The organism is Actinomycetospora sp. 2LY8.5 (genome assembly GCF_057180585.1).
Window position 1 is genome coordinate 22,861 of record NZ_JBXUHE010000035.1, and the last position, 12,084, is coordinate 34,944.

Sequence of the window (12,084 nt, forward strand, 5' to 3'; positions counted from 1 at the left end):
TTCGGCATGGGCACCGTCCGACCTGGGCAGGTTCCGCACGGTAACGCACGACAGCAGTCCGTGAGTGATCATCAGCTCGACGACCGACGGCGTGATCTCGGCGAAATGCTGCGAACACCCCGGCGCTCCCTGACGAAGGTGCGGCGAATGCGGCGCACGAGGGCGTCGCGCACGCCATGAGCGGTCGAGCTCCCGGCCGCGGACGAGAGGACGTCTCCGTGTCTTCGACCTCGCGCACCACCACGTCCACCGCCGGGCGCGACCGCGTCCTGCCGCGTCCCGCGGAGGGTGTGTGGCCCGGCCTGCAGGACCCGGGCGAGAACCGGCTGCGCATGACGGTGGCCCGCGGCCTCGTGCGATCGGCGGTCAGGCGCCTGCCGATGCACCTCGTGTGGCCCGACGGCTCGGTCGAGGGCGACCCGCACGGCCCGGGCCTGCGCCTCATCCGCCCCGAGGCCTTCTTCACCCGCCTCGGTCGGCACGGGCTGATCGGCTTCGGCGAGGGCTGGATGGTCGGGGACTGGGACTCCGACGACCTCGTCGGCGTGCTGCGCGCGATGGTCGACCACATCGAGGAGCTCGTCCCCCGCCCGCTACGCAACCTGCGCCGTCTCTACGACCGGGGCCAGCCGCGCGAGGAGGTCGCCGCCGACGCGGAGGTCTCGCAGGAGAACGTGCACCGGCACTACGACCTGTCGAACGACCTGTTCGCGCTCTTCCTCGACGAGTCGATGATGTACTCCGCCGCCTGGTTCGACCCGGAGCGCCCGGAGGAGCCGCTGGTCGACGCCCAACACCGCAAGATCGACGGCATCCTCGACCTGGCCGGGGTGCGCGCGGGCCAGCACGTCCTCGAGATCGGCACCGGCTGGGGCGAGGCCGCGATCCGGGCGGCGCGGCGCGGCGCGCGGGTCACGACGCTGACGCTGTCGGTGGAGCAGGCCGAGCTCGCGCGCACCCGCGCCGAGCGCGCCGGGGTCTCCGACCGGATCACGATCGACGTCCGCGACTACCGCGAGGCCGCGGGCTCGTACGACGCCGTGATCAGCATCGAGATGATCGAGGCGGTCGGCGACCGGTTCTGGCCGGAGTACTTCCGCACCGTGGACCGGCTGCTCGCCCCCGGCGGCCGGTTCGGGCTGCAGTCGATCACCATGCCGCACCACCGGCTCGAGGCGACCAGGTCGTCGTACACCTGGATCCACAAGTACGTCTTCCCCGGCGGGCTCATCCCGAGCCTCGAGGCCGTCGACCACACCCTCGCCCGGCACACGACGATGCAGGTGGTCGACCGCCGCTCGATCGGGCTCGACTACGCCGAGACGCTGCGCCGGTGGCGCGCGACGTTCCTCGCCCGGGAGGAGGAGGTGCGCGCCCTCGGGTTCGACGAGACGTTCGTGCGGATGTGGGACTTCTACCTGGCCTACTCCGAGGCCGGGTTCGCGTCGCGCTACCTCGACGACTACCAGCTGGGGATCGCCCGCCGTTGAGCCGAACCCGTGATCGCGACGTGGCGGCGTTCACGAACAGTCAAGGCTGACCGGCGACCGGTCGCGGGGATAGCCTCCGCGCGGGAACAACCCCGTGCCGCAGAGGAGCGCCGCAGAGAGATGGACACCAACGACGTCGCCGCGATCGTCACCGGAGGGGCCTCCGGCCTCGGTGGCGCCACCGTCCGCCGGCTCGCCAAGCAGGGCGCGCGCGTCATCGCCATCGACCTGCCGAAGGCCGTCGACGGCGCGGAGGCACTCGCAGGAGTCGACTACGTCGGCGCCGACGTCACCGACGGCGACCAGGTGGCCGCCGCGGTCGAGGCCGCCACGGCCACCGGCGTGCCGCTGCGCGTGGTCGTCAACTGCGCGGGCATCGGCACCGCAGGTCGGGTGCTGTCGAAGAAGGGCCCGCACGACCTGGGCGTGTTCAACCAGGTCATCGGCGTCAACCTCCTCGGCACCTTCAACGTCATGCGCCTCGCCTCCGAGGCGATCGCGCGGACCGAGCCGCTCACCGACGGTGCCCGCGGCGTCGTCGTCAACACGGCCTCGGTCGCGGCGTTCGAGGGTCAGATCGGTCAGATCGCCTACTCGGCCTCGAAGGGCGGCGTCGTCGGCATGACCGTGCCGGCCGCCCGCGACCTCGCCCAGTACGGCATCCGCGTCATGACCATCGCGCCCGGCATCATCGACACCCCGATGCTGGCCGGCGTCGAGGAGTCGTTCCGCGAGCAGCTCGCCGAGGGCATCCCGTTCCCGAAGCGTCTCGGGCGTCCCGACGAGTACGCGCAGCTCGTCGCGCAGATCATCGAGCACGACTACCTCAACGGCGAGGTCATCCGGTTCGACGGCGGCCTGCGCATGCAGCCTCGTTAGCCGCCGACGCGGTCGCCCGGTGGCGGTCAGGCCGTGAGGTCCTCGAGGTAGGGCACCTCGAGGACCCGGTCCGACGTCAGCCACGTGCGCAGCGTCCACGTGGCCCGGACGTCGTCCGCGTTGTAGACGAGCAGGCGCTCGCGCTGCGCCGGGTCGGGCTCGCCACCGTCGAGCCCGACCGCGTCGCGGTACCAGCGCATGGAGTTCTCGCCGCCCGCCTCCGGGTCGTGCCAGGCGAACCCCGCCGACGGCGCGACCCGCTTGAGGCCCTTGCCGTGCGGGCACAGGAACGACTCGCTGACCACGGGGAACAGGTCGATCCACGTGTCGGAGGCGATGAACTCCTCCACCTCCGCGGCCGGCGGCACCCCCGGCATGCCGGCGAACCGCTCGACGGACCCGCGCAACCAGCGGTTCTCCGCCTGCTCGTTGTAGCAGTACGCGCGCATCACCAGCCCGCGCTCGGCGCACCGGGCGCGCACCTCGGAGAGCCACGTCCAGAACTCGCCGAAGGAGCGGCCCTCGTCGCGGGTCGGCAGCGGGTCCCACGTGACGAAGGCCCGGTAACCGGTCTCGAGCCCGATGTCGGCACCCGAGAGCAGTGCTCCCCAGAGGTAGGCGCCGTCCTCGCCGAGGCTCTCCATGTCGACGTCCACCTCGACGTCGCCCCGCGCGACGGTGGGGCGTGCGACGCGGCGCACGAGCGGGACGTCGCGGCTCCAGGCCCGGGCCAGCGCCACCGCCTCGAGCAGATCGGGGACCTCGCCCGCCTCGGGCGTCTCGGGGTCGGGCTCCGGACCGGGCAGCCCCGCGGCCGGGTCGAGCGCGGCGAGCTCGCGGACCGTGGTGACCCCCCGGCCGCGCAGGCGCAGCGCCGCGTCGCCCCGGACGACGAGGCTGACGTCGTCGACCGCGCGCAGCGCCGTCTCGCACGTCGGCCACCACGGGCAGCGGCGGCACTCGGTGATCCGCGAGGGCTCGGCCAGCGCCGGGGCGCGGGAGCGCGCGGCCTCCGCGACGGCGAGCCGGTCGGCGTGACGGCGGTCGTAGGTCTCGAGCGTGCTGCGCCCGCCGGACCCGGTCGAGGACGCGAGGTCGACCCACACGACCACGTCGGCGTCGAGGCCCACGATGCCGCCCCACACCGGCGTCCCGGGAACCTCGGGCGGCGCGAGCCCCGCGGCGCGCAGCATGCGGTGGAGGTGGGCCAGGCGCAGGACGTCGCGCGTCACCGTGCGCACTCGCCGCGCGCCGTCGAGGGCGGCCGCGTCGGGATGGGGCCGGGCGAGCGGGGAGGTGAGCGCGCCCTCGCCGGGGTCGGTGATGCGGTGGCGGACGACGATCAGCGGCCACCATCCGGACGCCCCGTCGCCGGGCACGGCGCGCACGAGGGCCTCCGCATGCCCGCGACGTCCGTCGCCGGCCGGGAGCTCGGCGCCCCCGACCACGTCGGCCGGGGTGTCCGCGAGCACCGCGCGGGTGGCCGCCGCGCGCTCCCGCGCGGTGGGCGCCGACGGTACGGAGCTCCAGCGCGCGCCGAGGAGCTCGGCCCAGCGGGCGGCGAGCGTCGCGCGATGGCTCGCCGCATCCGCCTTGCGCATCGCGACGCCCGGGTCGGCGTCGTCACCGGGGGGCGGGCCGCTCGGCCCGAGATCCTCCGCCGGCACGTGCTCGAGGTGGACCCGGCGGCGGCAGCGCGTGGTCGCGGCGGCGTCGAGCAGGACCGGCCGCAGCGGCGCGGCGTCGGGGGCGCACGGGCCGGCGGCACAGGCGTCTCCTGCCCCCTGCGCGGTGGTCGTGCTCATGGTCCGAGCTTCCCACGCGACCCCGACAGCCCTGGTCGACGGCGTCCGAGGGGCAGGTGTCGGACGGGTGCGGCCCGGGCACTCGGCCTCGATCGATCAGCGGGGTCGGGACGCGCCGGGCCGCACGACGGGGCCGTCACCCCGCCCGCGGCCACTAGGGTGCGAGCGATCCGCCCGGACGCGCGACAGGCCACGGGCACGAGGACGGGAGGGTCCATGGGACTGCTGCGGCGCGGGCGGCCCGCGACGGAGGCGGACACCGTCGAGGTGGGCGACGACGTCTACGTCGTGAGCAGGAAGGCCGCCGAGCTCGCCGTCAAGGCGCAGAAGGAGCGACGCCGCGCGGCGCTCGCGGAGCGCCACCTGGCGGAGACCCAGGAGGCGACGCTCCTCGGGGACAAGAAGGCCATCAAAGCGGCGAAGAAGCGTCAGAGGTCCGACGAGGCCGACGCCGACGCCGACGAGCTCGACGGCACCGCCGCCGAGCCGTGGACCGGCGCGAAGGTGAAGCGCTACCTCGGCATCGCGCGGATCGTCGTGCCGATCGTGGCCCCGATCGTCTACCAGGCCGTCGGCGTGGCGCGGGATCGCTGGGACGCGCACCGCGCCCGCCAGCTCGGCGTCGCCCCGGACGAGCTCGGCGAGTTCACCGGCCGCGGCGCCGCGCTCTACGCCCGGGTGCACAACCTCGCGCTGTCCGCGCAGGACCTGCGCACGCGCCACGGGAACGGTGACGACGCCCGCGCGGGCGAGGTCCGCTCGTTCGTCGAGGACGCGGAGCAGCGGCTGAGCGACCTGGAGTCCGCCGTGCGCGCCGCGGAGCAGATGCCTGCGAGCAGGCGGCGCAGCGCCCACGTCGCCGTGGCCGGCGAGCTCGAGCGCATCGAGGACCGCCTGCTCGCCCTGTGGGGCGTCGGCGGCAACCCCCGCGCCGCGGTCACCCCGCCCCGCACCACGACCTCGTCGGGCTGAGGCCCGGCGCCTGCCCCGAACGGACGACCCGGGGGGCGCCACAGCACATCACGATCTCGAAACATCGGTGTTGTCACGGATCGTGATCCGCGACGGTCGTCCGGGCCCGGATGGGCACTCCACCGGGCGTGGAGCTGCCCGGATTCGATTCCACCGCCACCTCCGACGGGCCCCCGGTCACCCGCTGCGTCCACCGCGCCCGGGGAAACATCCCTCGAATGTCGGATCTACGGGGTGACAACCCCCGCTCTCCCCGCCTACTGTCCCCGCAGTCGTTGTCGCTGAGACAACGCCCGTTGCCGCAGACGCCCCGATCCGGAGCGTCCGGAACGGGTGGACGGGAAGGGGGCGAGCCGTGAGCCCTCGCGCGCGCACCGGAGCAACGGACACGCCGACCCCTCGGACGCCCGCCTCCCCCGCCGCCGCCGTCGGCTCGAAGGAACCCGCCCCCACCACCTCCGCTCCGCGCGGACGGCGCCCCCGCGACGAGGCCGGCGGGCCCGTGAACCGGGCCCTCGACGTCCTCGACCTGCTCGGCACCCCGGGCGGCCCCTCCTCGCTAGGCGTCGTCGAGATCGCCCGGCAGCTCGGGCGGGACAAGTCGCAGGTCTCGCGCCTGCTGAAGCTCCTCGCCGACGCCGGCTACGTCGACCGCGAGCCCGGCTCCCTGCGCTACCGCATCGGCACCCGGTTGTTCGCGATCGGTGCCACCGCGGTCGACCGCCGGCTGCGCGACGAGGCCGACGCCGCCGTCGCGCGCGAGGCCGCGCTGCTCGGCGAGCGCGTCGACGTCGGCATCCGCAGCGGCGGCAGCGTCATGACCATCGCCTCCGCCGCGCCGGACAGCGAGCTGCGCGCCGCGGGATGGGTGGGGCGCACGGTGCCGTTGTCGTGTACTGCCACCGGGCGTGCACTTCTGTTCGACCTCGACACGGCGGCCATCGCCCGGATCATCGTGCCCGAGGGCCTCGGTCCGGCCGGCCCGGCCGCGCCCCGCTCGCTCGACGAGCTCGTCTCCCGGGTCGCCGACGAACGCCGGCGGGGCTGGGCTCTGGCTCGTCACGAGACCGACCGCGGCCTCCTCTCGCTCGGCGCGCCCGTGCGCGACAGCAGCGACGCCGTCGTCGCCGCCCTCGGCGTGAGCGGCCCGGAGTCGCGCGTCGATCCCGTCCTGGACGAGGTCCGCGCCGCGGTGCTGCGGGCGGCCTACGACCTGTCCCGGTCCCTCGGGGCGGGCGCGGTGAGCCCGGCGGGGCGCGCCACCGCCCGCGCTGGACCATCCGGCCCGAGTTCCGAGGTGCCCGCCCTGTCCACCCCCCCTGCTCCCGAGAGAGGAGCGTCGTGAACTTCCTGGACTATCTCTCCAGCAACGCGCAGCAGATCGTCTTCCTGACGCAGGCCCACTTCCTGGTGGTGCTCATCGCCGTCGGCCTGGGCTCCGCGATCAGTGTGGTGCTGGGTCTGGCGGTCTCCACCGGCGAGCCCGACCCGCGGCGGTTCTCGCTCGACTGGTTCGCGACCGGCGTGCGCGAGGGCGGTCTGGTCTTCACCGCCGCCCTGCTCACCGTGCCGTCGCTGGCGCTGTTCGCGCTGTTCCTGCCCATCACCGGGCTCGGGGTCACCACCGCGATCATCGTGCTGACGATCTACACGCTCTACACGGTGCTGCGGAACACCGTCGCGGGCCTGACCACCGTCGACCGGGCCGTCCTCGAGTCCGCCAAGGGGCTCGGCTACGGCCGCCTGCGCCGGCTGCTCACCATCCAGCTCCCGCTGGCGTGGCCGGTCATCCTCAACGGCATTCGCGTCACCACGCTGATCTCGATCTCGATCGCCGTGGTCGGCGCCGTCGTCCAGGGCCCCGGCCTCGGCATCCTGCTCCTCAACGGGATCTCCCGCATCGGGGCGGCGAACTCCTTCTACCAGGTCCTCGCGGGCACGCTGCTGTGCCTCGTCGTCGCCGCCGTCTTCGAGATCTTCTTCGCCATCGTCCAGCGCCTGACCATCCCCAGGGGTATCCGTGTCTGAGAACCAAGACCAGACCGCCATCGTCCCGGACAACGGCGCCGGGTCGTCCGACATGATCGTTCTGGAGGGCGTCGAGAAGATCTACCCGGGCAGCGAGTCGCCCGCGGTGAGCCAGCTCGACATGACGATCCCGAAGGGCGAGATCGTCATGCTCATCGGTCCGTCGGGGTGCGGCAAGACGACCACACTGAAGATGATCAACCGGCTGATCGAGCCGACCGCCGGGCGCATCCTGCTCGACGGCAAGGACGTCACCCACGTCAACGGCGACCTCCTGCGCCGCCAGATCGGCTACGTCATCCAGCAGGGCGGCCTGTTCCCGCACTTCTCGATCGCCGACAACATCGGCGTCGTCCCGAAGATGCTCGGCTGGGACAAGCAGCAGATCAAGGAGCGCGCCGACGAGCTGCTCCACCTCGTGGGCCTCGAGCCCTCGGTGTTCCGCGACCGCTATCCCCGCCAGCTCTCCGGCGGCCAGCAGCAGCGTGTCGGCGTCGCCCGCGCGCTCGCCGCGAACCCGCCGGTCATGCTCATGGACGAGCCGTTCGGCGCCATCGACCCGATCACCCGCGACCGCCTCCAGGACGAGTTCCTCGAGATCCAGCGCACGATCGGCAAGACGATCGCGTTCGTCACCCACGACCTCCAGGAGGCCGTGAAGCTGGGCGACAAGATCGCCGTGTTCGCGACCGGCAAGCTCGAGCAGTACGCGGACCCCGACACGGTCCTCACTCGGCCCGCCAACGACTTCGTCTCCGACTTCGTCGGCGGCGGCGCGGCGGTCCGGCGCCTGTCCCTGCTCGAGCTCGCCCGCCTGGAGCTCCACCCCGTCGAGACCGACGAGAAGGCGGTCGGCAACAGCAACGGCCACCCGGTGGCCGAGGTCGACGCCTCCGGCAAGCCGGTCTCGTGGCGGCACCTGCCCGGCACCGACGCCGCGGGCGTCGCGCTGGTGACGGTGCCGATCTCGGGCACGGTCTACGACGCGGTCGACGTCATGCTCGACGGCGGGGCCGCGCTGGTCGCCGTCGTCGACGAACAGGGCCGCGCGCAGGGTGTCCTGCACTGGAACGACCTCGTCAGCGGGCTGCGCACCCGGGAGCGTGACGCATGAGCACGGCGACCACGGAGACCGTCGACGCCCAGGCGGAGCAGTCGGTCGAGGAGGTCGAGGGCAAGCAGCAGAGCAGCCTCGCCCGCCTGTGGGTCCAGCACTACGACCTGGTCATCCTGCCGGCGATCATCATCCTGCTGCTGCTCCTGCTGTTCCTCTACATCTCCACGCGCGACCTCGACACGATCGAGGAGCGCGTGCTCGCCCCGGACAACGTCATGGGGCTGCTCGGGCAGCACCTCTGGCTCGCGTTCCTGTCGACGATCCTGGTGCTGATCATCGCGGTGCCCCTGGGCATCCTGCTGAGCAGGCGGGGCGCCCGGAAGGCCCAGGGCCCCGTCCTCGCCGTCGGCGGCTTCGCGCAGGCGCTGCCGCCGTTCGGCGTCCTGCTGCTCATGGCGTTCTGGCTCGACTTCGGCGTCACCACCGCCGTGATCGGCCTGACGCTGGCCGCGCTGCTCCCGGTGCTCCGCAACACGGTCATCGGTCTGCAGCAGGTCGACCAGTCGCTGATCGAGGCGGCGCGCGGCATGGGCATGTCGTCACGGCAGACCCTGTTCCGTGTCGAGATCCCGCTCGCGGTGCCGGTCATCGTGGCCGGTCTGCGCGTGGCGCTCGTCCTCAACGTCGGTACCGCGACCCTCGCCAGCTACATCGGCGCGGGTGGTCTCGGCGAGCTCGTACAGCAGGCGCTGCGGCTCAACCGCATCAACGTCCTGCTGGTCGCGGGCGCGGTCATCGCCACGGTGGCGCTGCTCATCGACTGGCTCGCGGGCGTCGTCGAACGCATCGTCGTGTCCCGCTCCGGCTGACGCCGGACCTCGAGATTTCTCTCGGCCGACCGCCCCGCCCGCGAGGCCCGGCCAACCCCGGAGGATAAGGAGAACACTGTGCGGTGGACATTCCGCGGCGGCCGCTCCGGCCGTCGTTCCGGCTGGCGGGCGGGCGCGGTGACGCTCGCCGCCACGGCGCTCCTGGCCGCAGGCTGCGGTGGCCTGTCGGGCAGCGGCCAGCCCGCGGCCCAGGGCGGAAGCCTGGCGGCCAGCGGCATCAACCTCGCCGGTCAGACCTACACGGTCGGCGGCAAGGAGTTCGACGAGCAGCTGGTCCTCTGCAAGATGACCATCGCGGCCCTCCAGTCGGTGGGCGCCACGGTCAACGACCGCTGCAACATCACCGGTACCGCGTCGACGCGTGCCGCCCTCGTCGGCGGTGAGATCGACATGTACTGGGAGTACACCGGCACGGGCTGGATCACCCACCTCGGGAACGCCTCGCCGATCCCGGAGTCCCAGCAGCAGTACATCGCGGTGCGTGACGCCGACCTGGCGCAGAACCGCATCGTGTGGCTGGCGCCGTCGCCGTTCAACAACACCTACGGCATCGCGGTGACCCGTCCGTTCGGTGAGCAGAACAACCTGCGCACGCTGACCGACTGGGGCAACTTCATCAACAGCGGGAACCCGGCCGCCACGACCTGCGTCGAGGCCGAGTTCGCCGGTCGCGACGACGGCCTCGCCGGGCTGTTCCGGACCTACGGGGTCACCAACCCGCCGGCCGGCCCGCCCGGGCTGAACACGCTGGACACGGGCGCCATCTACCAGGCCACCGCCAACGGCAACCCGTGCAACTTCGGTGAGGTCTTCACCACCGACGGCCGCATCCCCGGCCTGAACCTGGTGACGCTCCAGGACGACAGGAACTACTTCCCGAAGTACAACGCGTCACCGACCATCCGCCAGGAGGTCTTCGATAGGAACCCGACCATCCAGCGCGTCTTCGAGGCGATCACCCCGCGCCTCTCCGACGACGTGATGCTCGACCTCAACGGGCAGGTCTCCTCGCAGGGGCAGGACCCCCAGCAGGTCGCCACCCGCTGGCTGCAGCAGCAGGGGTTCGTCGGCGGCCAGTGAGGCCCCTGATGTTCCTGACGGCGTGACGACGGCGGCGGCCGGTCGCGGGTCCTCGGACCGCGGCCGGCCGTCGTCGTCGCGGCGGTAGATCGTTCCCACCGTTCGAGACGAAGGCGCCCCGCCCGTGCCCCGATCCCGGCGTTCCCCGGTCCCGTTCGCCCTCCTCGTGGTGCTGGTCGCCGCCCTGATCGCCGGGTGCTCCCAGGAGCAGCGGCTCACCCCGCCGGGCGGCTTCGCCCGGGAGGTCGACCTCAGCGGACAGACGCTGACCGTCGGCGGCAAGGAGTTCGCGGAGCAGATCGTGCTCTGCAAGATGACCATCGCCCTGCTCCAGTCGAGCGGGGCCACGGTGATCGACCGCTGTGACACGAAGGGGTCGGCCAACGTCCGCGCCGCCCTGACCGGCGGTCAGATCGACATGTACTGGGAGTACACCGGCACCGCGTGGCGCCTGTACCTGTCCCAGGAGTCGACGATCGCCGACCCGCACGCGCTGTTCGACGCCGTGCGCACCGCGGACGAGGGCAACCAGGTGACCTGGCTCGACCCCACGCCGTTCAACAACACCTACGCGGTCGGCGTGCGCACCGACACGGCCCAGCGGCTGCGGGTCCGGACGCTCTCGGACTTCGCCGCCCTCGTCCGTTCCCGGTCGCCGGAGGGGACGCTGTGCGTCGACCAGGAGTTCACCGGGCGCGAGGACGGCCTGCAGGGGCTGCTCGCCACCTACGACATCGCGCTCGGGGACGAGGCCCTCGACACCCGCGAGATCGACCAGATCTACGACGCGGTCGCCGCGGCGAACCCGTGCACGTTCGGCGAGGTGTTCGCCACCGACGGCCGGCTCAACCCGCTGCGCCTCTCCACGCTCGTCGACGACCGCGGCTACTTCCTGCCGTACAACGCGGCGCTCACGGTCCGCAGCGACGTCATGGCGCGCGCGCCCCGGCTCGCCCTGCTGGGCCGGATGCTCGCGCCCACCCTCACCGAGCCGGTGATGCGCCAGCTCAACGAGCGCGTCTCCGCCGGGGGACGCAGTCCCGACGAGGTCGCGCGGTCGTTCCTGCGCGAGCAGGGGCTGATCGGCTAGGTGCGCTGCGCACCTCAGCGTGGGGCGTTGGCGCCGCTGAGCGCCGCGACGGCCTGGGCGGGCGGCACCGTGCCGCCGACGAGGTCGAGCACCGTGTCCGTCGTGTCCGGGGCGTCGAGCAGCGCGAGCAGGACGGCGGCGACGTCGTCGCGGGTGACCTCGCCGTAGCCGACAGGCGGCTGCCCGTCGACCGTCCCGAGCCGCACGAGTCCGGTGCCGGGGTCGTCGGTGAGGCGCCCGGGCCGCAGGATCGTCAGGTCGAGGTCGGTCCGGGCGCGCAGCGCGTCCTCCGCGGCCTTCTTCGCCCGCAGGTAGTGGCCCCACACCGAGTCGTCGTCCTCGACGGCCGGCGGGTTGTCGATGTTCATCGCCGAGACCAGCACGTAGCGCCGCACCCCGGCCGCCGCGGCGGCGTCGGCGAGGAGCAGGGCCGCGTCGCGGTCGACGGTGCCCTTGCGCTCGGCCGTGCTGCCCGGCCCCGCGCCGGCGGCGAACACGACGGCGTCGGCGCCGGTCAGGTGGGTCGCCAGGTCGTCGGCTCGGGTCGCCTCGAGGTCGGCGACCACGGGCTCGGCACCGGCGTCGCGGACGTCGTCGGACTGGCCCGGGTCGCGGATGAGAGCGACGGCCGCGTCACCCCGCGCGGCGGCCAGCCGCTCGAGGCGCAGCGCGATCTTCCCGTGTCCGCCGGCGATGACGATGCGCATGGGTCCGACGGTACGCCCGGCGCCCCGACCTGTCCGTTTCGTCCGTTTCGGCGATCCGCGGAAACCGTGCTCTTGCCCACGCTCTG

Annotated in this window: 11 protein-coding genes; 9 read left to right on the plus strand and 2 right to left on the minus strand. The window is 73.2% G+C overall.

The features are described 5' to 3' along the window. The first annotated feature begins 218 nt into the window (after window positions 1-218). Both AC2A1K_RS27575 and AC2A1K_RS27580 read left to right on the plus strand, forming a co-directional pair. Window positions 219-1,490 carry a class I SAM-dependent methyltransferase gene (locus AC2A1K_RS27575; RefSeq protein WP_483899545.1) on the plus strand — a complete coding sequence of 424 codons (1,272 nt, stop codon included), beginning with the start codon at window positions 219-221 and terminating at the stop codon, window positions 1,488-1,490. Window positions 1,491-1,610: 120 nt separating this feature from the next. Beyond that, window positions 1,611-2,369, plus strand: a complete 759-nt coding sequence (locus AC2A1K_RS27580; RefSeq protein WP_483899546.1) for an SDR family NAD(P)-dependent oxidoreductase — start codon at window positions 1,611-1,613, stop codon at window positions 2,367-2,369. A 26-nt stretch (window positions 2,370-2,395) separates the two neighbouring features. Here AC2A1K_RS27580 and AC2A1K_RS27585 read toward each other — a convergent pair whose 3' ends face one another. Then, the gene (locus AC2A1K_RS27585; protein ID WP_483899547.1) at window positions 2,396-4,174 is read right to left on the minus strand and encodes a TM0106 family RecB-like putative nuclease; all 1,779 of its coding nucleotides are present in this window, start codon (window positions 4,172-4,174) and stop codon (window positions 2,396-2,398) included. Window positions 4,175-4,390: 216 nt separating this feature from the next. On the opposite strand from AC2A1K_RS27585, the gene AC2A1K_RS27590 reads away from it, so the two are divergent. The 7 genes from AC2A1K_RS27590 (at window position 4,391) to AC2A1K_RS27620 (ending at window position 11,291) form a co-directional block, all read left to right on the plus strand. Continuing rightward, a complete protein-coding gene (locus AC2A1K_RS27590) occupies window positions 4,391-5,146 on the plus strand; it encodes a DUF6474 family protein (protein ID WP_483899548.1) in 756 nt (251 codons plus the stop codon). A 355-nt stretch (window positions 5,147-5,501) separates the two neighbouring features. Continuing rightward, a complete protein-coding gene (locus tag AC2A1K_RS27595; RefSeq protein WP_483899549.1) occupies window positions 5,502-6,491 on the plus strand; it encodes an IclR family transcriptional regulator in 990 nt (329 codons plus the stop codon). Further along, window positions 6,488-7,174 carry an ABC transporter permease gene (locus AC2A1K_RS27600; RefSeq protein ID WP_483899550.1) on the plus strand — a complete coding sequence of 229 codons (687 nt, stop codon included), beginning with the start codon at window positions 6,488-6,490 and terminating at the stop codon, window positions 7,172-7,174. The genes AC2A1K_RS27595 and AC2A1K_RS27600 overlap by 4 nt, the downstream gene beginning before the upstream one ends. Window positions 7,175-7,226: 52 nt before the next feature. Next, window positions 7,227-8,288, plus strand: coding sequence for an ABC transporter ATP-binding protein (locus AC2A1K_RS27605; RefSeq protein ID WP_483899583.1), 1,062 nt, complete (start codon window positions 7,227-7,229; stop codon window positions 8,286-8,288). Further along, entirely contained in the window at window positions 8,285-9,100 is an 816-nt protein-coding gene (locus tag AC2A1K_RS27610) for an ABC transporter permease (protein ID WP_483899551.1), read from the plus strand. The genes AC2A1K_RS27605 and AC2A1K_RS27610 overlap by 4 nt, the downstream gene beginning before the upstream one ends. Before the next feature lie 78 nt (window positions 9,101-9,178). After that, window positions 9,179-10,201, plus strand: coding sequence for a glycine betaine ABC transporter substrate-binding protein (locus AC2A1K_RS27615; RefSeq protein ID WP_483899552.1), 1,023 nt, complete (start codon window positions 9,179-9,181; stop codon window positions 10,199-10,201). 124 nt (window positions 10,202-10,325) lie between these two features. Further along, window positions 10,326-11,291, plus strand: coding sequence for a glycine betaine ABC transporter substrate-binding protein (locus AC2A1K_RS27620; RefSeq protein ID WP_483899553.1), 966 nt, complete (start codon window positions 10,326-10,328; stop codon window positions 11,289-11,291). Between the two features lie 14 nt (window positions 11,292-11,305). On the opposite strand, the gene AC2A1K_RS27625 is transcribed toward AC2A1K_RS27620, so the two are convergent. Next, the gene (locus AC2A1K_RS27625) at window positions 11,306-11,998 is read right to left on the minus strand and encodes an NAD(P)H-binding protein (protein WP_483899554.1); all 693 of its coding nucleotides are present in this window, start codon (window positions 11,996-11,998) and stop codon (window positions 11,306-11,308) included. Between the last annotated feature and the right edge of the window lie 86 nt (window positions 11,999-12,084).